Source organism: Oribacterium sp. oral taxon 078 str. F0263 (assembly GCF_000469565.1).
GTDB lineage: Bacteria > Bacillota > Clostridia > Lachnospirales > Lachnospiraceae > Oribacterium.
Window position 1 is genome coordinate 1 of record NZ_KI273084.1, and the last position, 20653, is coordinate 20653.

At 56.7% G+C, this 20653-nt stretch carries 17 protein-coding genes; 2 read left to right on the forward strand and 15 right to left on the reverse strand.

Going from position 1 to position 20653, the window contains the following annotated elements; translation table 11 throughout:
* Positions 1-105: 105 nt before the first annotated feature.
* From HMPREF1986_RS01040 to HMPREF1986_RS01060, 5 genes are all read right to left on the reverse strand, one after another.
* Complete coding sequence (locus HMPREF1986_RS01040; RefSeq protein ID WP_021772853.1) at positions 106-1743, reverse strand: DUF5722 domain-containing protein; 1638 nt, start codon at positions 1741-1743, stop codon at positions 106-108.
* A 205-nt stretch (positions 1744-1948) separates the two neighbouring features.
* Positions 1949-2530, reverse strand: a complete 582-nt coding sequence (locus HMPREF1986_RS01045; protein WP_050761909.1) for a hypothetical protein — start codon at positions 2528-2530, stop codon at positions 1949-1951.
* A gap of 131 nt (positions 2531-2661) precedes the next feature.
* Complete coding sequence (tyrS, locus tag HMPREF1986_RS01050; RefSeq protein ID WP_036598769.1) at positions 2662-3894, reverse strand: tyrosine--tRNA ligase; 1233 nt, start codon at positions 3892-3894, stop codon at positions 2662-2664.
* Between the two features lie 63 nt (positions 3895-3957).
* A complete protein-coding gene (locus HMPREF1986_RS01055) occupies positions 3958-4998 on the reverse strand; it encodes a 3-deoxy-7-phosphoheptulonate synthase (protein WP_021772856.1) in 1041 nt (346 codons plus the stop codon).
* Positions 4999-5325: 327 nt separating this feature from the next.
* Positions 5326-6018, reverse strand: coding sequence for an endonuclease III domain-containing protein (locus tag HMPREF1986_RS01060; protein ID WP_021772858.1), 693 nt, complete (start codon positions 6016-6018; stop codon positions 5326-5328).
* Positions 6019-6211: 193 nt separating this feature from the next.
* Here HMPREF1986_RS01060 and HMPREF1986_RS01065 point away from each other — a divergent pair, with 193 nt between their 5' ends.
* Positions 6212-6922, forward strand: coding sequence for a cupin domain-containing protein (locus HMPREF1986_RS01065; protein ID WP_021772860.1), 711 nt, complete (start codon positions 6212-6214; stop codon positions 6920-6922).
* A 280-nt stretch (positions 6923-7202) separates the two neighbouring features.
* Here the strand turns inward: HMPREF1986_RS01065 and HMPREF1986_RS01075 are convergent, their stop codons facing one another.
* The 6 genes from HMPREF1986_RS01075 to HMPREF1986_RS01100 all read right to left on the reverse strand — a co-directional run bounded on the left by HMPREF1986_RS01075 (position 7203) and on the right by HMPREF1986_RS01100 (position 17438).
* Positions 7203-8156: an L-lactate dehydrogenase gene (locus HMPREF1986_RS01075; protein WP_036598777.1), complete on the reverse strand. Its 954-nt coding sequence runs from the start codon at positions 8154-8156 to the stop codon at positions 7203-7205.
* 163 nt (positions 8157-8319) lie between these two features.
* On the reverse strand, positions 8320-10065 hold the full coding sequence (locus HMPREF1986_RS01080; RefSeq protein WP_021772863.1) for a CapA family protein: 1746 nt from the start codon (positions 10063-10065) through the stop codon (positions 8320-8322).
* Positions 10062-12677 (reverse strand): DUF3160 domain-containing protein, encoded by a 2616-nt coding sequence (locus tag HMPREF1986_RS01085; protein WP_051273833.1) that lies wholly within the window; start codon positions 12675-12677, stop codon positions 10062-10064. Before HMPREF1986_RS01085 ends, HMPREF1986_RS01080 begins: the two co-directional genes overlap by 4 nt.
* A gap of 16 nt (positions 12678-12693) precedes the next feature.
* On the reverse strand, positions 12694-14301 hold the full coding sequence (hemZ, locus tag HMPREF1986_RS01090) for a coproporphyrinogen dehydrogenase HemZ (protein WP_021772865.1): 1608 nt from the start codon (positions 14299-14301) through the stop codon (positions 12694-12696).
* Positions 14302-14331: 30 nt separating this feature from the next.
* Complete coding sequence (locus tag HMPREF1986_RS01095; RefSeq protein ID WP_021772866.1) at positions 14332-15072, reverse strand: MBL fold metallo-hydrolase; 741 nt, start codon at positions 15070-15072, stop codon at positions 14332-14334.
* A gap of 104 nt (positions 15073-15176) precedes the next feature.
* Positions 15177-17438 (reverse strand): RelA/SpoT family protein, encoded by a 2262-nt coding sequence (locus HMPREF1986_RS01100; RefSeq protein ID WP_021772867.1) that lies wholly within the window; start codon positions 17436-17438, stop codon positions 15177-15179.
* Between the two features lie 207 nt (positions 17439-17645).
* Between HMPREF1986_RS01100 and HMPREF1986_RS01105 the strand changes: the two genes are divergently transcribed.
* Positions 17646-18116: a CBS domain-containing protein gene (locus tag HMPREF1986_RS01105; protein ID WP_021772868.1), complete on the forward strand. Its 471-nt coding sequence runs from the start codon at positions 17646-17648 to the stop codon at positions 18114-18116.
* 184 nt (positions 18117-18300) lie between these two features.
* On the opposite strand, the gene HMPREF1986_RS01110 is transcribed toward HMPREF1986_RS01105, so the two are convergent.
* From HMPREF1986_RS01110 to HMPREF1986_RS01125, 4 genes are all read right to left on the reverse strand, one after another.
* The gene (locus tag HMPREF1986_RS01110) at positions 18301-18804 is read right to left on the reverse strand and encodes a GreA/GreB family elongation factor (protein WP_021772869.1); all 504 of its coding nucleotides are present in this window, start codon (positions 18802-18804) and stop codon (positions 18301-18303) included.
* A 55-nt stretch (positions 18805-18859) separates the two neighbouring features.
* Positions 18860-19390 carry an adenine phosphoribosyltransferase gene (locus tag HMPREF1986_RS01115; RefSeq protein WP_021772870.1) on the reverse strand — a complete coding sequence of 177 codons (531 nt, stop codon included), beginning with the start codon at positions 19388-19390 and terminating at the stop codon, positions 18860-18862.
* Between the two features lie 159 nt (positions 19391-19549).
* Positions 19550-20113, reverse strand: coding sequence for an NUDIX hydrolase (locus tag HMPREF1986_RS01120; RefSeq protein WP_021772871.1), 564 nt, complete (start codon positions 20111-20113; stop codon positions 19550-19552).
* Between the two features lie 30 nt (positions 20114-20143).
* Positions 20144-20512: a FeoB-associated Cys-rich membrane protein gene (locus HMPREF1986_RS01125; protein WP_021772872.1), complete on the reverse strand. Its 369-nt coding sequence runs from the start codon at positions 20510-20512 to the stop codon at positions 20144-20146.
* Between the last annotated feature and the right edge of the window lie 141 nt (positions 20513-20653).

The window sequence follows — 20653 nt, forward strand, 5'->3', positions numbered from 1 at the left end:
TGAATTCACTTCCCGCTCCTCTTCTCTTTCTGCTTTCTTCTCCTGTTCCGTTTTTCTCTCTGTCCCGCTTTCCTCTCCTGTTCTGCTGTCCTGCTGCCCCGGCGTCTACTGCTGTCCCGGCGCCTTAAAGCCCGGAATGACCTGATTCCAGTCCTGGATTCCGATGATCGGCTTCGCGAACTCCGAGACCGAGAGGCTGCTCCCCGGGTCGTCGATCTTCGCGAAGACATCGTGGGCCTGCTTGTGAATCAGCTGATTATCCCGTATCGTGGAGAGACCAAAGGCAAGTCCCACCTTGACCTCCGGCTCCGAGTCCTCCTGCCGGCTCATGAGATAGGCCTTGATATAGGGATTATTGTGGACGATGTAATAGGAGTACGCCACCGCCGCGGCCTGCAGCGCGCTCTTGTCCTCTCCGCCCTGAATGCTCGTGAAGCCCTCCTCCGTGAGGAAGATGTTTCGGACCTGTCCCTTCGGATTCCGAAGCTTCTCCGTCTGCATGAAGTCCGTGACGACATTCAGATTGCCGAAGCTCACGACCGGAGAATCCGGGCTGTTCGAAAGCTTCGCCTTGTCCCCGTTCCAAAAGTCCGGTCTGCTCAGAGGATAGGGATAGGGATGCAGCGCAAGACCCCAGTCCGTCTGCCCCTGCTCCTTGTCCCAGTAGTTGAACCACTCCACGACATCCTTTCCCTTGTACTTCCCGACCGGCGCGGCCTCCGGCTCCATGCCCCAGTAATGATCGATCGAGAACATGATATTGTCATTTGCCGATTCGGCCTTGATGCCCGTATAGAAGACCCGGAAGGAGGTGTCGAAAATCTTCATATAGTTCTGGACATCGTAGTCCCCCGTATAGTTCCAGTACTGGTTGTCGATCTCATTTCCCACGACCCAGTTCGTGATCTTCCCCACGCCGTTTTTCCCGTTGTAGCGCTTCGCGAGGTAGGAGGCCATCGCCTTCGCCGCGCGGAAGCCGGTCTCTGTCTCTACATTAAAGGCGTAGTAGAGCGCCTGCTCCTTCGGGAGCTCCGTGATGCCGCTTCGGTTCAGCTCAGGCACGGTGCTGTTCCAGCCATTCAGAAGGATGGCCGTCACCGCGACGCCGGAATCCGAGAGCCGCTTCACCTCCTGATCCAGCTGATCGATGAGGCTCTTATTGATCTGGAAGGTCTTTCCCTCATAAAAATAACTGATGCCCTGTCCGAAAAAGCGCTGCGTCGGGATATCCACACCGGCGTGCTTGATATTTAAGCTGAGCGCGTCGTCGATCAGGTTCGGGTCCACACGCAGTCCCTTCTTGCCGTCGTTCTTCGCAGGCTCCTGATTCGGCGCGATGACCTCCGGATTCGTGATGTAATGCCGATCCGATACCATCTCATAGCCGGATCCGCTCTTCACCGCCGCGACAAAGGCGCTGTAGAGCCGCTTCTCGCCGGGGCCCGCATCGAGTGCGAACTCCGCGCTCATTTCCGCCGCCGCATCGACCGACGTAATCGGGTCCTTCCTCCCGGAGAGGTCGCTCTGATAGGGCTTGATCTCGAAGATATAGATCTTTCCGTCTGTCCCGGAGCTGTCTTGATTGCAGTGCATTTTGATATTCAGTTTTTTCGGATTCTCCGCATTGATCGTGAGGGAATCGATCCCGGCCTTCATATTGGCGGCGAATGCCGTCATGCCGGAAAGCGCCGCGAAAGCCCCCGTCAGAACAAGGGCCCGCATCCATTTCATTCTTCCTGCCATGAATATCCTCCTGATAAAAAATACGCCTGTACATTTCGAACAGGCGTACTTACTATACAATGAATTTTTCCGAAATGATATAGAAAAAATCTTACAACTTGTTACAGTTCCGACAGGCCATCCTCCGCCCTCGGAAGGGCGCATCGCTAAAGCCGCATCACTTCCCGATTTCAGGGCCGAAATGCCGTAAAAGCGAAGGATCTCTCTATCGCTTCACGAGGGGCCCCAGCTCCTGCCGCCTCTTCGCGTCCTCCGCGGCCTTTTCTGCCGCCCTTTCCGCCGCGTTCTTCTGCATCTCCTGGTACATGTTCCCATCGACGATGCCGAAGTAATAGTCCTCGTAGCTGCTGTCCCCGGAGTCCCGGTAGACCCTGAGCACAAAGCAGCGGTTTGCGAAGTCGTAGAGGCTTCCGTTCCCCTGCGCCGTCTGAAAATACTCCTCCGGGAGAAGCTTGGTATCCGTATTCAGCGGCACAGACTTCTTCACGATGCGGTTTCGGACTCCGCAGTCCGCTCCCTCCACATATTCATTCGAATAGGTAATGAGCTCCGCGGAGGAAATCGCGCCGTCCCCGGAGCGAAGCGTGAGCTCCGGATTGCCGTTGTAAATGTAGGCCGTGCGCGTAGATTTCGTCACGGGATCATTGACCTTCCCCTCCACATAATTCCCCTCCAGGACGACCTGTATCTCTGAAGCCGCGTAGGAAGAGAGACTCAGATTCGGAAGGAAGAGGGCGGAAAGGAAGAGAATCCCCGCCGCCATCCGGGATTTATGAAAAAGATGCATAAAGCTCATCTCCTTTTTGCAGACCCATTTTGCGCTGTCATTATAGCAAAGAGTCGCTTTATCAGCAAGCCGGGAGCGCTGTCCGCCCCGGATCGTAAGCTTTTTGTAAGTATTTCAGTAAAGGCAGCGGCTCAGCCTTGCTCAAGAAGCAGCTTTGCAAAGCTTTTTTTCCCTCTTCGAAAGATAAGCCCCTCTCTGAAGTCCTCTCTCCGGTAGCTCCTTCCGATATCCTCGATCCGCTCCCCGTCCTGGGAGACTCCTCCCTGCACGACGTTCCGCCTCGCCTCCGCCCTCGAGGAGCAGAGCTTCGACAGGACGAGGACTGCGAGGATATCGATCGTTCCGTCCTCCCGAAAGTCCGTATCCTTTAACGAAACCGTCGGCATATTCTCGGAGCTTCCCCCGCCGGAGAAGAGCTCCCTCGCGGCGGATTCCGCCTTTTTCGCCTCTTCCTCTCCGTGCACCAGCTCCGTGAGCTGGAAGGCCAGAATCTCCTTTGCGCGGTTTAGCTCCGCCCCCTCAAAGCTCTCCATTTTCCGGATCTCCTCGAGCGGGAGGAAGGTCAGAAGCTTGAGGCACTTTATGACATCCGCGTCATCCACATTTCTCCAGTACTGGTAGAATTCGTAGGGGCTCGTCTTCTCCGGGTCCAGCCAGACGGCCCCGTTCACGGTCTTCCCCATCTTCTTCCCCTCTTTGTTTGTGAGGAGCGTGATGGTCATCGCGTGGGCGTCCTCTCCGAGCTTTTTCCGGATGAGCTCGGTGCCGGCGAGCATATTGGACCACTGGTCATCTCCGCCAAACTGCATATTGCAGCCGTATTTTTGGAAGAGCATGTAGAAATCATAGCCCTGCATCGGCATATAGCAAAATTCCAGGAAGGAAAGTCCCTGCTCCAGCCGGTTCACGTAGCAGCGGGCCCGGAGCATCTCGTTGACGGAGAAATTCGGCCCGACCTCCCGCATGAAATCCATGAAATTCAGATTTCTGAGCCAGTCCGCATTGTTGGCCATGACGGCCTTTCCCTCACCGAAGTCGATAAAGCGGCTCATCTGCTCCCGGATCCTCTCACAGTTATGATCGATCTCCGAGACGCTCATCATCCTTCTCATATCTGTCCGCCCGGTGGGATCGCCGATCATGCCGGTCCCCCCTCCGACCAGGGCGATCGGCCTGTTTCCGGCCTCCTGCAGCCTCTTCATAAGGCATAGTGCCATGAAATGACCGACATGCAGGGAATCCGCCGTGGGATCAAAGCCGATATAGAAGACCGCCTTCCCGGCATTGATGAGCTCACGGATCTTCTCCTCGTCGGTGAGCTGCGCGATCAGCCCCCTCTCCCTCAGTTCCTCAAATACTCCCATTGCTCTTCCCCTTCCTCTGTCCGCGGCCTTCCCCAGCCGCATTTTCCGGCATCAGGATCCCTCTCAGCCGGTCTTCTGCGCATACTCATAGACACTATCGATCAGACGGAGTGTATCCTCCCAGCCGAGGCAGGCATCCGTGATCGACTTTCCGTAGACATGATCCTCCGCCCTGCAGTTCCCCTCCAGGAGATAGGATTCCACCATGATCCCCTTCACAAAGCCCGCGAGCTCCTCGGAATACTTCCTGGAGTGCATCACCTCCTGCGCGATCCGGAGCTGCTCCTTATAATGCTTTGCGGAATTGCAGTGATTCGTATCCACGATGCAGGACGGGTACTGCAGCTCCCTCTCCCCGTAGAGACTGAGGAGAAGCTTCAGATCCTCATAGTGATAGTTCGGAAGCATCTGCCCGTGCTTGTTCTGAGAGCCCCGCATGATAGCGTGCGTGTAGGGATTCCCATCGGACTTCACCTCCCACTCCCGGAAAATGAAGTCGTGTCCGTGCTGCCCCGCGTAGACGGAGTTCAGCATCACGCCGAGGTCCCCCGAGGTCGGATTCTTCATCCCGCAGGGGACATCCGTGCCGGACGCAACGAGCCGATGCTGCTGATTCTCGACCGAGCGGGCGCCGACCGCGATATAGCTCATGATATCCGAAAGATAGCGGAGATTATCCGGATAGAGCATCTCATCCGCCGTGCTGAAGCCGGTCTCCCGGAGCACATCCATATGGAGCTTTCGGATCGCGGCGATGCCTCCCGCAACATTCTCCCCCTTTTCCGGATCGGGCTGGTGGAGCATTCCCTTATAGCCCTCGCCCGTGGTTCTCGGCTTATTCGTATAGATCCTCGGCACGATAAAAAGCTGATCCTCTACCCCCTTCGAAATCTCCCGGAGCTTCCCGCAGTACTCCAGGACGGGGTCCGGATGATCCGCGGAGCAGGGCCCGATGACGAGGATAAACTTCCTCGATTCTCCGCGAAAGATCGCTTTGATCTCCTCATCTCTCTTCGCCTTGATCGCCGCAAGGGAGGTCGGAAGCGGGTACTGCTCCCGGATCTCCGAGGAGGACAGAAGTCTCTTTCTGAATTCCAATCCCATAGTGCACTTCTCTTTCTGTCTTTCTTTTATTCTTCTCCGCTCTCTCCCGCTTCCCTGTCCTCCCCGCAAAAAGGAAGGCAGAGCTCCCGATCGCTGTCATGCCGGAGCGAGACAAAAGGGAGAGAAGAAACCCTCCCTTCGGAGACTGTGAACTGAAGTATAACGGATCCCTTAAAAATTCGCAAGCCGCCCCGGCCGTCCCGAAAGGCTAAGGCCCCGTCCCAGATCCCTTAGTTAATTGCTATTCGAAGTTCCACCTGGAAATCTGAAAGGTGGAAGTTAATTCTTCCGAAGGAAAAATCCTTTCCCCCTCCTTCGGGATTTCCCTTAGATGCCAAAGCTTGCTCTTCCGAAGCGGCAGAGCGAAAGGAGAGTGCATCTTTCACACTGCGGACTCCTGGCTGTACAGACCGCTCTCCCGTGATCCACCATCCTGTGGCAAAACTGATTGCTTTCCTCCGGCGGGATGATCCTTCGGAGAAGCCGCTCCACCTTGGCGGGCTCCTTCACATCGTCCACAAGACCGATCCGGTTCGAAAGGCGGATGCAGTGCGTATCCGTCACGATGGCTGGCTTTCCGAAGATATCTCCCATAATGAGATTCGCGCTCTTTCTGCCCACACCGGGGAGCGCGAGAAGCTCCCCGAAGTCCTCCGGGACCTTGTCCTCATAGCGCTCGTGTAGGATCCTCATGCAGGCGGAGATATCCCTCGCCTTGCTGCGCCCAAGACCACAGGGGCGGACGATCTCCTCGATCTCTTCCGGAGAAGCCGCTGCGATGGCCTCCACCGTGGGGAATTTCTCATAGAGCTTCGGCGTGACCTGATCAACGCGAAGATCGGTGCACTGCGCCGCGAGGCGCACGCTGATGAGAAGCTGCCAGGCATCCCGGTAGGAAAGCGTGCATCGGGTATCCGGATAGAGCTCCTTCAGGCGCTCGATCACAGAAAGCGCGAGCTGCCTGCGCTCCCCCTCCTCTCTCTCCCCCTCCATCTCCTTCTCCTTTGATTTTACAGCCATATTAAGACAGACTCCTTTCCGTCATCGCGGATCCCCTCCCCCGCCGCCACCGGGAAATCACAGAGGGGAGCACCGCATTTTGTGATATTTGCAACAGTTCTTCTTCTCTTTTTCTCTATACTAAGGCTAGGCAGAGTGAAAGCATGCTTCATCTTATCCTATCGCTGATCTTGAAACAAGGCAGGTGTTTCTAATGGAGAAAGAAAGAAAAGAAGAAGGAAGAGAAGAGCCGAAGGGGGGACGGGGAATCCGTGTAAAGGCGGGAGAGGTCTTTGATTTCCTGTCGGAAAACCCGGTGATCCCGGGCTGCACCGTATCGGGTGAGCTCTTCGGAGAAAACGGATATTCTCTCATCAGCTTCTCCCTCGCATCCGGTACCAGCATCAGTGCGGAGAGCTATGACTATCCGAAGCTCCTCTATCTCTTAAAGGGAGAGATCGAGGTTTTCAAGACGGACAAAAGCCGCTGGTCCCTCTCTCCGGGAGAAGCATTTTTGATCCGGGAATATGCCCCCTACGGGGTGCGCGCCGGATCGGACAGCGTCTATTTGGAATTGAATTTCAGAAAGGAAAGCGCCATGAATGCAGTCGTAAAAGCAGGTGAAGTTTTCAAGCTCAAGGACCTCCTCCCCTACCAGGACGGAAAGATCGTAAATCTCGATCTCCTGGATGAGGAAAGGATGAAATTTGTCCTCATGAGCTTCGATGAGGGCACAGGCCTCTCCGAGCACTCCGCGCCGGGAGAGGCTCTCGTCTTCGCCCTGGAGGGAAGAGCCGTCATCGGCTACGAGGGAAAGGAACAGGAGATTCACGAGGGAGAGAGCTTCCACTTCGCAAAAAACGGGAGGCACTTCGTAAAGGCGAAGGGTCGTTTTAAGATGGCCCTTCTCTTAAGCCTCGGATAAGCGATCCTCCCGGCTTAAATCGCGGAAATGTCGATCAAGGGATCACTCCTCTGTAAGAAATGCCGATCCGGCAACAGCCCCATAGGAAATGTCAACTTGGCACTGGCTTCATAGGAAATGCCGATCCATAGGAAAGGAGGGTGTGCACTGCCGCACCCTCCTTTCCCTATCCCGATTCTGCCGGCTGTCCCGGCTCCCCCGCCTCCCCGCCGTACGTCTTCGAGAGGAAAGCGGCACGCTTTTGAAGGCTCTCCGAAAGATTCCGTTTTTGAGAGTTTTATTACAGCCCCGAGGAATTTTCCAGGACATCCTTCAGGGTCTCCGCGGACTTCCGGAGTGCCTCCTTCTCCGCCTCATTGAGCTCGATCGGGACATCCCTCTCGACGCCGTCTCTCCCGACGATGGCGGGCATGCTGAGAGAAACCCCCTCGATCCCGTATTCTCCATGCTGGATGCTGGAGACCGGGAGGATCGACTTTTCATCCCGGATGATGGCCTCGCAGATCCTTCTGACCGACATCGCAATCCCGTAGTAGGTGGCATGCTTTTTCGCGATGATCTCGTAGGCACTGTTCTTCACATCCTCCGCGATCTTCCGCATGCTCTCCTCATGCTGGTAGAAGCCCCGCATCTCACAGAAATCCCGGAGCGGAATCCCGGATACATTCGCGCTGCTCCAGGCCGCGATCTCGCTGTCCCCGTGCTCTCCGATGATGAAGGCGTGCACGCTTCGGTTGTCGATGGAGAGATGCTCCCCGAGGAGATACTTGAGTCTTGCGGAATCCAGCACCGTGCCGGAGCCAAAGACCCGGTTCTCCGGGAAGCCGCTCAGCTTCGCCGCCGCATAGGTCAGGATGTCCACCGGATTTGCGACAATGAGCAGGATCCCGCCGCAGTCTCTCTTCTTGATCTCCGGAATGATGGATTTAAAGATCCCGACATTCTTCTTCACGAGGTCCAGCCTCGTCTCCCCCGGCTTCTGACCGGCTCCCGCCGTAATCACGATGATGGCCGCATCCACGATATCATTGTAGGAACCGGCATAAATCTTCATCGGCTTCGCAAAAGGAAGCCCATGGCTGATGTCCAGTGCCTCTCCCTCTGCTCGGTCCTGATCCGCGTCGATCAGCACCATCTCAGAGAAAAGGCCGCTTTGCATCAGGGCAAAGGCCGAGCTCGATCCCACGAATCCGCAGCCGATAATCGCAACCTTCCTGTCATTTACTTCCGCCATTTCTGCCTTCCTTTCCCATACAGTCAGACTTCGCGCCCCTGCCTCTTCCCCCTTTCCGGGAAGGGCAATCTCCCGCGGAGCAGATGCCGATACCATAATAGTATTCCTTCCGGAAATTTGCAATGGCGATGGAACAGGTAAAATCATGGCTTCCATAAAAAAATCATGGCTTCGCGCCGGGATCCGCTCCCGGACTGTGCGGCAGGATTTCCCGTAAGAGAAATTCCCGGAGCTCTCCTCCAAAGAAGGACAGGGACGAAAGAGCTCCGCCCCCTCCGGGGGGAGTCAGAGGAAGAGCAGGAAGCGGCCGGGTCCTCTCCTCGGAAAGCCCGCTCTCCCGCAGAAAGAGCGCTCTGAGAGAGGCCTTATCAAGCTCTCTCGATCCCTCATAGAGAAAATGGCTTTCGAAGAGCTCCTCCGGATAATCCGAGAGAAACCAGCTCTCCGTCTTTCCCTTCCCCCAGTGACAAAAGACCGGGAGAAAGCGGTAATCGGATATCTTGGTCTCTGTCCTCCCGTCCCTCCCCTCCCGCTTTTCAATCAGAAGCTCCGCCGCGCCGCCCAGTACCGTCTCTATCCTGGTCTGATTCGAGAGAAAATTCCCAAGGCCATAGTAGACCAGCGCAGACTTTCCCCCCGGAAGCTCCAGCTTCTCCACCGGCCCGACGACATGGCTATGCGTACAGAGGATGAGATCGGCCCCGGCAGAGCAGAGCTCCTCCATGAGCCTTCGCTCCTCTTCGTCCGGCTTCGATACATATTCCTCTCCGATATGGAGAAGGCAGATGCTGAAATCCGCCTTCTCCTCCGCCTCCCGAAGCTGTGAAAGAAGAAGCTCCTTCTCCGTGAGAAGGTTCACCATCCACTCCTTTCCCTTCGGGAGTCGGAGATCGTTCAGACCATAGCTTGCATTAAAGAGCGAAAAGAGAATCCCGTTCTTTCTGAGATAGGGGATCTCCTCCCTTTCCCGCTCCGATCCGTTTAAGCCGAGCAGCCTGACCTCCGGATGCTTCTCCCAATACGAAAGCGTATCCCATATCCCCTGCTCCCCCTGATCGAAGGCGTGATTCGTCGCGGCGGTCACGACATGAAAGCCCGCGTCCCGGAGGGAATCCCCGGCCGCGATCGGCGTGCCGAAGCGGGGGTAATCGCCATACCTTTTGGGGTCCTCCGTGAGGATCGTCTCCTGATTGACGATGGAGAGGTCAAAGCGCCGGATCGTCTCCCTGACATGGCGGTAAAGCGGGCGAAAGTCATAGACTTTAGAGCGCGGCTCAAAGCAGGCCCTCAAAATTCCGCGGTGCAGGATCACATCCCCTGCGGCAAACAGGCGGACGACGCTTTTCTTCCTCTCTTCCCCCTCCGCTGTGTACTCCTTTAAGCCAAAGCCCCGGTAGACCCAGAAGCTCTTCCTCCCCTCCTTCGTCACAAGGCAAAGCACAGCGTCCCGGGAAAGGGACCAGTCTTTGATCTTCATCCCGAGCGCGGAGGACATCCAGATCGGCTTAAGGCGCTCCTCCTCGAAGCGGTAGATAAAGATATGCTGGGAAAAGCGCCTGTCATTTTTCCTGACCCAATAGGGGCGGTCCGGCCCGTAGCTCCCCCTCTTCCAAAGAAGGAGGAGAAGCTCCTTTTTCCCGTCCCGGTCGATATCCCGGATCAAAAAGTCAGAGACCCTCCAGCCCCTCTCCGTCTGAAAAAGGATCTTCTCCTTCCCCCGCAGAGAAAAAGCCCCCCGAAGAAGAAGGGCCTTTCCCTCCGAATGATCCGGAAGCTCTACACTCTCCTCCCTCTCCCTCTGGCAAATTCCCGCGGGAGGGAGGGCTCCATAGAGGCGGAGAAGGATCAGCACCGTCAGTGCAGAGAGAAGCAGGAGAAAAAGCCGGATTCTCTTCTCCTTCTCCCTCATCCGACGCTGCCCGGATGATCCTTCTCTTCATCCTCCTTCGCTCTCTCTGTGAAGCTGTAGGTCCAGTCCGGCTGCTTCAGATCCGCGGCCTCACTCTCGCCGAGGCCCTGCGTCTGGATCCCCAGCATCTCCCGCCATCGGCTGTCCGTCAGGCGTTCTTCGGACGGAAACTCATAATAGCTGTAGACAGAGCCCCGCGTGATCCTGAGCTTCCCATCGAGCGGCACCAGCACATAGATCTCGGCGCATCTTCCGGTTCCGGCCTCCAGGCAGGAGCCGTCCGGGGAGGATGCGATGTCCGCGATGACAGCTGCGGGGAACTCCCTCGCCAAAAGGCTCTCTCCCCCCGCAGCGCCCCGATTGACCTCCTGCCAGAAGTGCTCGATATTGCCTCCGTATCCCCGGATCAGCTTATAGTCCTCCTCGCTCAGAGCCTGATTCTTAAGCTCCTTTACGGAGATATCCCGAAGCTGTCCGATCAGGCCCTTCAGAAGCTCCAGGTTCTTTCTGTCCTCCTCCGAGAGGAGAGAGAGGGCGGAAAGTCCCTCTCCGCTGGACTCCGCGAGGCGGTAGAGCCGGGACCAAAGCTCCGGCTCCGGCTCCACATAGCCCCTGTCATCCAAGGGCATCGGGTCGTCTCCCCCCATCTCCGCGATGGCCTGCTTCGAGTAAAGTATGGTATCGTGCTTTAGCTCCGCATAGCTTCCGAGAAAGCTCTGGAGCTTTTTCTTGTCCCACTCCGAGCTTTGCATAAAGAGGGGATAGCCCTTCCCCCTCTCCTCTGTCAGAGGCCTTATGCTGTAGAGCCAGCGATTGTAGAGGCTCCGCTCCCAGAACTCCTTTGGAAGCTCCGAAAGCTTTGAGCGGATCCCCTCCATATTCTCCGAATAGCCCGAGAAATCGCTCTGCCCGGAATCCTCCAGGATCCTAAGCGCGCTGTCCGAGCCAAAGGCGGAGGGAATGTCAAGACCGGAGGGGAGGAAGCGCTTCTCCCCTTTTGCGTTTTCGCGGACGCGGTCATAGATGAGATCCTGAAAGACCGCGCTGTCAATGCTGAAGCGCTGCCCCATAAAGCGAAACGAGACATCCCCCTCGGAGGATGCGTCGGAGCCCTCCGAAAAGAATTGGATCTTCGGCGCTCCCAGCTCTCCCGTGAGAGAATGAAAGCGCTCCCATGCCTTCTTGTCTTCGATGAGAGAGGAGAGCTCCGGCACACCCCCGTAGGCCTCCTTCAGCAGCGGCCTGTACTCGTAATAGCCGTTGTCATCGCTCTCCCCCGCAAAGAAGGCGGTCACACGGTAGATCTTCTCCCAGTCCTCCTTCTCCTCTCCCTCAAGAGACAGCGTCAGAAGGAGGGCGGCGCGGTCCAGCTCCTCCTCATGCTGGGAGAAGTTCATCCTTCCATACCACATCATCGCGCGAAAATAGCGGGAGAGCTCCGGATCCCCCTCATAATATCCCCGGACCTTGTACTGTCCATAGTCCTCGGGCTGCCCCGTAAGATAGGATGCTTCCGAGCTGGGGTCTCCCGCTTCAATGCGCGCTCTCTCCGCCTTTAATGCCTTCTCCGCCTCTCCGCTTAAGTCTCCTCCGGGGCTCTCCCCCAGAAGCTCCGCTCCCATCTCAAAGAGATAGACATTCCGAAGCGCGGCATCCTCCCAGTCCGTCCCGATCAGAGCCCGGTAATTCTCCGCGCTCTTTTTCTCCATGCGAAGGCTGAGCTCCTTTAAGAGCGGAGCGAGATACTGCTTTTCCGTATTTTTCAAAAGATGCTGAAAGTAGAGATGGTAGCTGTGGAGCATGGAGTCCACTGTCACGAAGCTCGGAATATAGTTGTAGCGGTTTTCCTCGTAGAGCACAAAAAACTCATCCTCTGCCCTGTCCCCTTCCACAACAAAGTGATTTTTTCGGAGAAGCTCCTTTTCCCGCTCGCCGAAGAAATCCGGGGAGAAGCCTTCCACATTGGAAAAGTCCGAGGCCGGAAGGATCTCCGGCACGGCGGGCTGCACGCTCTCCTCCTCTTCCTCTTTTTCCCCGATTCCCGTGAGAAGGCTCGGGCGGAGGAGAAGCTTCTCCATTCCGCCGCTTCCCCCATCCTTGTCCTTCTTCTCTTCCGTAAGGAGCTCCTTCGCCTCCTTTACAAGCTCCTTCGCCTCCGAAAGGTCCTTTAGCTCCGAGGCCTTCTGTCCGGCCGAAAGCATCTCCCGGTAGAGCTTCCTCTGCTCTTCTTCCGGGCTCTCCCGGGCCAGCTCCCGGCAGGCTCTCGCAAGGCGGATCCAGGCCGCGGCGTTCTTCGGGGCGAGCTCCGCCGCCTTTTTCAGATGAAGGACCGCATTCTCATAGTCCCCCTTCTCAAATTCATGCTGTCCCAGACGAAGGTAACGGCGGGAGCGGTTCTCCGGTCTTGTCGAAAGGAAGAAGAATACGGAGAAAAATACCAGGAGCATGAGGATCAGCAAAGAGAGAAGCTTTACGATCCTTCCTCCCCTTCCCTCCTCCGGGGAGGAGGGGGGAACAGCGCCCCCGCCCTCCTTCTCTGAAATCTCCCTCCCGCAGTACCCGCAGAAGCGAACTCCCTTTGGATTCTCCTTCCCGCAATTCGGACAGATCATAGCCCCCTCCCGCCGCTCAGCGGCCCTCCGCTTTCTCATCCCGGAGCAGTCTTCTTTTCTTCTCGATCAGCTCCGGAAGCTTCTCGAAATAATATTTAATGTCCTTTCCATTGTCACAGCGCTCCCTCCGGCCGTCCGGAAGGATCCGCTTTGTCGCGCTCCCCGCCCCGCAGCCGATCACCGTGTGCTTCTCCTCCATCATGAGAATATTGTAGAGACACTCCTTCCCCGGCTCAGCATAGCCGACATTCTCCAGATTCCCGGCCATGTTTTTCTGGCGGTAGAGATAATAGGGGCGAAGCCCCAGGAGGGAGGCCGTATACTCCGCAGCCTTCATCATCCGCTCCATCTCGCTCATAAGGCAGAGCTTCCGGGAAAGCCCCTCCCCCTCCGGGAAGCGGCAAAGGGGATTTCTCTCCCTCTCGTTCAGGCTCTCCCGATAGAGCGTACTGTCTGCCCCCGCGCGGTAGACCTGATCCCAGAGCGGCTTTTCCTCGCGGAGCCTCGCCGCTCTTTTCACGGCGAGAGAGTGCACCGTCAGGCTGTCCGGGGCAAGGCGCGCCGTCTCGGAGAGCGTCTCTGTGACTTCAGAAAGCCCCTCTCCGGGGAGCCCCATGATGAGATCCATATTGATATCCGAAAAGCCCGCATCCCGCGCCATAGAGAAGGCGGAGCGGACATCCTCCGCCGTGTGTCTCCGCCCGATGAGATCCAGCGTCTCCTGGCGAAAGCTCTGCGGATTCACGGAGATTCTGTCCGCCCCGGCATCCTTTAGGATCCGAAGCTTCTCCCGGTTCAAAGAATCCGGCCTCCCCGCCTCCACGGTGAACTCGCAAAGCTCCGTCATCGGATGACAAAAGCATTCCTCCCGGAGGATCTCCATCAAAGCGGAGAGCCATCTCTCCGGAAGCGCCGTCGGCGTCCCTCCCCCGACATAGACCGTCTGCAGATGCTTCCCCTGCGCCGACATCTCCTCCATGGCCGCGCGGATCTCCCGCCTTAAGCAGTCGAGGTAGTCCCCGAGCCTCTTCTCCCAGAGAGAGATGGGATTCGAGAGAAAGGAGCAGTAGAGACAGCGCGTCGGGCAGAAGGGGATTCCGACGTAGAGACTGAAGCCCTCCCGGAAGCTTCTCCCCGTCCTCTCCCAGATCCGATCCAGAGTCCTGCTCTCCCTCCCCGCGATCTCCATCATGAGCCGAAGCTTCTCCTCCGAGAGGAGATACTCGGAGCGAAGCTCCTCCGAAAGCTCCTTGAGCTCCCGCTCCGTGAGCCTTCTCGCAAGGATTCTCTCCGCCCGGGAAAGCCTCTGGCTCGCGAGGGAGACCGGGCGGATTCCGGTGAGATCCCCCCAGGGGAGCTCCCTCTGGCAGACCTTGGAAAGCTTTTGGTAGAGCCAGGCCTTCAGGATCGACTTATCCCTTTTCCGGCTGCCGCAGAGTGAAAGACTCGCCCCCGGCACATTGAGAGAGAGCCTGAGCGGGCTCTCCTCCCCTGTCCTCTCTGAAAAATGCACCCCCTCCGGGGTATGGATCTCGAAATCCTCGCCCGGAAAAAAGGCCTTGCAGAGCTCCCTGAGCTCCGCCTCAAAGGGCGCGGCCGCCTCATCCAGTTCCAGTCTGATCAAAGTAAACTCCTCTTCCCTTCCGCTCCTCTCTCAATGGAGAGCCATGGGATTATATCGTCTCTCTCTCCCGATCGTGGTCTCCCCCTGGTGTCCGGGATATACCTTGGTCTCCTCCGGAAGGATCAAAAGCTTTTCCCGGATACTCCTTCGGATCTCCTCCAGGGATCCGCCCGGAAAATCCGTCCTCCCGTAGGAGCTCCGAAAGAGCGTATCCCCGCAGAAGAGGATGGGCGTCTGATCGCTGAGCAAAAGCCCCTCCCGGCAGTCCTCCGGAAATTCACTTCCGAATTCTCTCTTGCTCGCGGGGTTTTCCACCCTCTCCTTTACTTCCGAAGCGCCGGGAACAGGGGGGAGATAAAAGGAGACGGAGCCCTTCGTATGCCCCGCTGTCTCTATGACCTGCCACTCCCTTTTAAGGAAGGAAAAGTGATCCCCGCCGGAAAAGGGCGTAAAATCCGTGAGGATCACCGGGCGGCGGAACATCAGGGAGAGATTTTTCTCCTTGTCCCCGAGAAGCTCCCTCTCCTTCTCCGAAGCGTAGATCGGGATGCCGTAGTGCTTCGAGAGCGGCTCCGCCGCATAGATGTGGTCAAAGTGCCCGTGGGTCAGCAGGATCGAGACCGGGCAAAGTCCCAGCCCGTCCATAAATTCGATGAGCTCCGCCTCCTCCGCGGCGGGGTCCACGATCACGCATTCCCTCTCTCCCTCTCTCCTTAGAATATAGACATTGGTTCCGGCAAGCCCCAGCGTCTTCTTATAGATCCGATACATTTCCTCTCCCTCTCCCTTAGTTCATCCTTTTTTGAGACATTCTTCCTTGAGGCATTCCTTTGAGACAGCACGGATCTCCCGGAAAAGCCCGAGAAAGCGCCCCCTCAGCCCTGCGCTCTCTCGATATCCAAAACGCCGTTTATCTTCCGGAGTTTTCCGATCAGAGCCGCAAGCTCCTCCTTATTGTGGATGTCAAAGCTGACTGTGATCGTCGCCTTCTCATTTTTCCCCACCCGGGAGCTCAGCGCCTTGATATCGATGTTGGCATCCGCGAGGAGCTTTGTGATATCCACGATCTGCCCCACGCGGTTATTGGTGAAGATCTGAAGCTCCGTCGCATAGGTCTCCTTATCGCCGCTCCCCTGCCACTCCGCCTCGATGAGCCTCGCCCTCTCATCCTCCGGCAGATTCATCATATTGATGCAGTCCGTCCGGTGGACCGTGATGCCGCGCCCCCTCGTGACGAAGCCGACGATCTCATCCCCGGGCACCGGAGAGCAGCATTTCGCATAGCGCACCGCGAGGTCGTGGATCCCCTTTACGATGATGCCGGACTTCGACTTCCGGATGAGCTCCGGCTTTTTCGAGAGCTCCTCAATATTCTGGAGCACCGCCTCGTCGTCGAGATTTCTCGAATCCTCCTTCTGCCGCATCTCGATAAGCTTCGAGACGACCTGGGACTCCTTCAGGCCGCCCCGCCCCACGGAGGCCAGGATCGCGTTCCAGTCCTGATAGCTGTAGCGGCGGATCACGGCGTCGCAGAACTCCGGCTTCGTCAGCTCTCCGAGGCCAAAGCCCTTGGACTTCGCGTAGCGGTCCAGAAGCTCCTTGCCCCTGTCGATATTCTCATCCTTTTGCTCATGCCGGAACCATTGATTGATCTTGTTCCTGGCCTGCGTGGACTTCACGATCTTCAGCCAGTCCCGGGAGGGACCCCGGGAATTCTGAGAGGTGATGATCTCCACCCGATCCCCGTTTTTCAGGATATACTCGATGGGAACCAGCCTGTCGTTGACCTTCGCCCCCACCATCCTGTTTCCGACCGCGGAGTGGATCGCATAGGCGAAGTCGATCGGACAGGAGCCAAAAGGAAGATTCTTCACATCGCCGCTCGGCGTAAAGCAGTAGACATTGTCGTTAAAGAGGTTGAAGTCGGACTTCACCAGCTTCATAAACTCCTTCGAGTCCGTCTCATCATTCTGCCATTCCAGAATCTGGTGGAGCCAGTTCATCTTCGCAAGCTCCGCCTCCGAGGCCTTCTCCCCGGAGCCCCCCTGCTCCTTATACTTCCAGTGCGCGGCGATCCCCACCTCCGCCGTCCGGTGCATCTCCTCCGTCCGGATCTGCACCTCGAAGGGGACCCCCTCCTCATCGATGACCGTCGTATGCAAGGACTGATACATGTTCGCCTTCGGCATCGCGATATAGTCCTTGAATCTCCCGGGGATCGGGTGATACATCTTATGGATATAGCCCAGGGAGGCATAGCAGTCCCCGAGCGTCTTCACGATAATGCGGATCGCGAAAAGATCGTAGATCTGATCGATCGTCTTGTTCTGATTCACCATCTTTCGATAGATCGAAAAGAAGTGCTTGACCCTCCCCTTGATCTCCGCCTCCACGCCGCGGTCGTGCAGGTATTTCGAGACATCCTTTACGATGTGATCGATCCTGGCCTCTCTGGCCTCCCTCTTAAAATGCACCTTCTCGACGAGATCATAGTAGACATCCGGTTCCAGATACTTAAGGGAAAGATCATCCATCTCGATCTTGATCTTGCTGATGCCGAGACGGTCCGCGAGCGGGGAGTAGATATCCAGAGACTCTCTCGCCTTTTCCTTCCGCTTCTCCGGACTCTGGTACTCGAGTGTCCGGAGATTATGGAGGCGGTCCGCGAGCTTTATGATGACCACGCGGATATCCTTTGCCATGGAGACGAACATCTTCCTCAGGTTCTCGGCCTGCTGCTCCACCTTATCGACATCCAGATTGATCTGGGTCAGCTTCGTGACGCCGTCCACGAGGAGGGCGACATCCGGATTGAACTCCCTCTCCAGCTCCTGAAGCGTCATGCCGGTATCCTCCACCACATCGTGGAGGAGTCCCGCGGCGATCGTCTCCCGATCCATCTGCAGATCCGCAAGAATGATGGCAACACAAATAGGGTGGATGATATAGGGCTCACCCGACTTTCTCTTCTGATCTTTGTGCTGCTTTTTCGCGACCTCATAGGCCTTCTCGATCATGGAGAGGTCTTCGGAGGGACGATACTTTCTCACAATCTCTATCAGGCGCTGATAGAGCTTTTCCGGAGGCGTATTGTCCGCCGGTCTCTCCAGGACGATCTCTTCCTGCTTCTCTGTCATGGCTTCCTCGCTTTCCTGAAAACATTGTACTATCCCGCAGAAAGCATGTCAAAATCATCTTTAACTTTTCCTAATAATGAGGTCACAAAGCGTACATAAGTAAGCGCTATTCTGGATTACAGAAAGGAAGGCAGAGCTGCCTTCGGCGCTCCTCTCCCGAAAGGGCAAAGCATAACCAAAAAGCGCGGATGGAGACCGCTTTATTCTATGAATATCTTATTTTTTCTGACACCCAAGTGCGATGTGGCCTTCGTGGAGGAGGATTCCAGCCTCCGGGCCGCGATGGAAAAGATGGAGTTTCACCGCTATACCACGATCCCGGTTCTCTCGAGGAACGGAGGCTTCCGGGGGACACTGACGGAGGGCGATCTGCTCTGGGAAATCAAAAATCAACTGAATCTGAGCTTAAAGCAGGCGGAGAAGGTAAAGGTAAAGGACATCCCCATGAAAAACCACTATGAGCCGGTGGGGATCAACAGCTCCATGGAGGATCTCGTAAAACGGGCGCTGAGCCAGAACTTTGTGCCGGTCGTGGACGACCTGGGACACTTCATCGGCATCGTAAAGAGGCGGGAGCTCATGAATTACCTCTACCAGCATGTGAGCTTCCGGGAGATCGACCGCGAGGAGAGCACAAATCTCCCCCTGCCGAGGCTCATGGCCCTGTCGCAGGCCTGATACTTCTGAAAAAGGACTTCCGGCCCATTTTGAGCCGGAGGTCCTTTTTCGGTCTGTATCCATCTGTCTCGTCTTCACTCTTAAAAAGCCCCTTACCCGGAAAAAAAACAGGCAAAAGGCAGCCGCAGCAGCTTTCAATGAAAATGCCGGAGGCGGCTTTCAACGAAAATGCCGGAGGCAGCAGTCAATAGCCCCGGATCCGGTCCGTTTCGAGCTCTCCGGTCTTTTCCAGGCCCCGGATCCTCACCGTATAGCTCTTCCCTCCCCCGGGCCTTACCGTAACCCGGTCTCCGACTCTGTGCTTAAGCAGCGCTTTCCCAAGAGGAGACTTATTGGAAATCAGGTTGCTCAAGGAGTTCCCGCGGATCGAGGTTACGATGCGGTAGCTCTCCTCCTCCCCCTCCTCTTCAAAGAGAAGTCTCACGGTGTCGTTCAGTCCGACCTCGTCTCTTTCCGAGCGGTCGCTCACGATCGTCGCAAAGCGAAGCATCCTTTCCAGATAGGCGATCCTCGACTCGTTCTGATTCCTCTCCCTCTTTGCCGCGTAATACTCGAAGTTCTCCGAGAGATCCCCGTGCGAACGGGCCTCCTTCACCGCCTCGATGAGCTTTGGCCGGAGGGAAAGCTTCCGCTCCTCGATCTCCTCCTGGATTCGCTTCACATCCGCTTTCGTCAGCTGCTCTCCCACGGCTGTCTCCTCCTCTTTGCTTCCGATTCTCCGGAATCCCGATTCCTGCTTTTTCCTACTTTCCCTCGTAGCGGATCAGGGATTCCAGCTGATACTTTTTCAGCCTCTCTCTTCCCTTTAAGCCCGCAAGCTCCATCACGACCGAAATCTTCTCGACGGTTCCGCCGAGCTTCTCCACGAGCTTGCACGCGGCCTCCAGCGTCCCGCCTGTTGCGATGAGGTCATCCACGATGACCACCTTCTCCCCGGGCCGGATCGCGTCCTTATGGATCTCCAGCTCCGCCTCGCCGTATTCCAGGTCGTACTTCACGCTGACCGTCTCTCTCGGGAGCTTTCCCTTCTTTCGGACCGGGATAAAGCCCTTCCGAAGCTCATAGGCGATGGCCGTCCCGAAGATAAAGCCGCGGGACTCCAGGCCGAGCACGACATCGCAGTCGACACCGGAAATAGAACGGATCAATCCGTCCACGGAATCCCTGAGTCCGTCGGGATCCTGGATCAGGGAGGTGATGTCCCGAAACATGATGCCCGGCTCCGGAAAATCCGGAATCGTCATTACATAATCTTCCAAATGTTCTCTCTTCATTCTGCTTTCCTCAAAGCATCCGGGACCTTCCGATAAGGTCCCGGATGCCTGCCTGCCGAAAGGATCGGCTGTCTTCCGTATCGTCCCTGTCCGCCCTTTGCTAAAGGGCGATCAGGGCAGCAAAGTAAGGCTGCAAAATCCGTCACCGAATGGTCTGCCTCAGAGCTTGAATTTTGCCGCGTAGCTCTGAATCGCCGCCACGGTTTTTCCGTCCGTCAGTTTTCCCTCATAGATCAGCTTCTGGAGCGCCGAGAGCCCCCAGGCCTCCGCGCCGAGCTCCTCATCCACATCCCAGTGCTTCTTCCCCGGCTTAAGATCTCTCGCAAGATAAATCCCGATCTTTTCATCCAAAAAGGCCACCGTCGTATTGACAAAGAGCAAAAACTCCAGCTTTTCCGCCCGGTATCCGGTCTCCTCCTCCAGCTCCCGCTTTGCGCAAAGCTCGAAGTCCTCCTCCTCGCTGTCCCGCTTTCCCGCCGGGATCTCCAGCGTATAGCGCCCGAGCGCATGGCGATACTGCCGGACCATGAGGATCTTTCCGTTATCCAGAACCGGGAGCACCGCCGCCGCCCCGATGTGATGGATGAAATCCCAGTGCGTCTTATGCCCCGCGACATCCACATAATCCTCATAGACGGAGAGCACATGCCCCTGATAGCGAAGCGTCCTCTCGATCAGCTTCACCGGCTTCTTCGCATTCTTCTCATTCAGTTTATCCGGCATTTTCTTCCTCTCTTCTCTTATCCTCCGGATTCAGCGAAACTCCACTCTGCCCACTCCGTAGCCCGCCTTCTTTACGGTCTCCCTCAGTCTGTCCTCTGTGAGGACCTCCTTCATCCGAACCAGCGCCTCCTTCTTCCCAAGATCCGCACTGGCCCAGACTCCGGGGAGACTGTTCAGCGCGCTCTCCACCCTTGTCCTGCAATTTTCGCAGTGCATATCAAAGACCTCCATAACGGCGCTGTACGGATAGTGGGATGGGTCGGTATCCTCCGCCTTCACCACTCTGCAGCAGTCTCCTCCGCCTCCGCAGCAGCCGCTCTCCGCCCGCTTTTTCATGCTGCGAAGCGCAAAGACAACCGCAGCGAGAACCAGAACTCCTACCACAATATTTCCCGGCATATATTTCCCTCCTCAAAAACAGCCCCGCCCCGGAAGGCACAGTGTTCCCGGCATTTTTCGAGGAACAAAGGCATGACATAATCCATCCGGCTACAGAGCAGAAAAAGTCCCACAGTCTTTCGTAAGCGGAAATCCCGCTTC

What these genes read in the sequence shown, in the direction of transcription:
- tyrS (WP_036598769.1), bottom strand. Translation starts at nt 3,894, where the DNA reads ATGGGAGTATTTGAGGAACTGAGGGAGAGGGGGCTGATCGCGCAGCTC.
- HMPREF1986_RS01115 (WP_021772870.1), bottom strand. Translation starts at nt 19,390, where the DNA reads ATGAAGAGAGAACATTTGGAAGATTATGTAATGACGATTCCGGATTTT.
- HMPREF1986_RS01080 (WP_021772863.1), bottom strand. Translation starts at nt 10,065, where the DNA reads ATGAGGGAGAAGGAGAAGAGAATCCGGCTTTTTCTCCTGCTTCTCTCT.
- HMPREF1986_RS01125 (WP_021772872.1), bottom strand. Translation starts at nt 20,512, where the DNA reads ATGCCGGGAAATATTGTGGTAGGAGTTCTGGTTCTCGCTGCGGTTGTC.
- HMPREF1986_RS01055 (WP_021772856.1), bottom strand. Translation starts at nt 4,998, where the DNA reads ATGGGATTGGAATTCAGAAAGAGACTTCTGTCCTCCTCGGAGATCCGG.
- HMPREF1986_RS01085 (WP_051273833.1), bottom strand. Translation starts at nt 12,677, where the DNA reads ATGATCTGTCCGAATTGCGGGAAGGAGAATCCAAAGGGAGTTCGCTTC.
- HMPREF1986_RS01065 (WP_021772860.1), top strand. Translation starts at nt 6,212, where the DNA reads ATGGAGAAAGAAAGAAAAGAAGAAGGAAGAGAAGAGCCGAAGGGGGGA.
- HMPREF1986_RS01045 (WP_050761909.1), bottom strand. Translation starts at nt 2,530, where the DNA reads ATGCATCTTTTTCATAAATCCCGGATGGCGGCGGGGATTCTCTTCCTT.
- HMPREF1986_RS01095 (WP_021772866.1), bottom strand. Translation starts at nt 15,072, where the DNA reads ATGTATCGGATCTATAAGAAGACGCTGGGGCTTGCCGGAACCAATGTC.
- HMPREF1986_RS01100 (WP_021772867.1), bottom strand. Translation starts at nt 17,438, where the DNA reads ATGACAGAGAAGCAGGAAGAGATCGTCCTGGAGAGACCGGCGGACAAT.
- HMPREF1986_RS01105 (WP_021772868.1), top strand. Translation starts at nt 17,646, where the DNA reads ATGAATATCTTATTTTTTCTGACACCCAAGTGCGATGTGGCCTTCGTG.
- HMPREF1986_RS01060 (WP_021772858.1), bottom strand. Translation starts at nt 6,018, where the DNA reads ATGGCTGTAAAATCAAAGGAGAAGGAGATGGAGGGGGAGAGAGAGGAG.
- HMPREF1986_RS01040 (WP_021772853.1), bottom strand. Translation starts at nt 1,743, where the DNA reads ATGGCAGGAAGAATGAAATGGATGCGGGCCCTTGTTCTGACGGGGGCT.
- HMPREF1986_RS01120 (WP_021772871.1), bottom strand. Translation starts at nt 20,113, where the DNA reads ATGCCGGATAAACTGAATGAGAAGAATGCGAAGAAGCCGGTGAAGCTG.
- HMPREF1986_RS01075 (WP_036598777.1), bottom strand. Translation starts at nt 8,156, where the DNA reads ATGGCGGAAGTAAATGACAGGAAGGTTGCGATTATCGGCTGCGGATTC.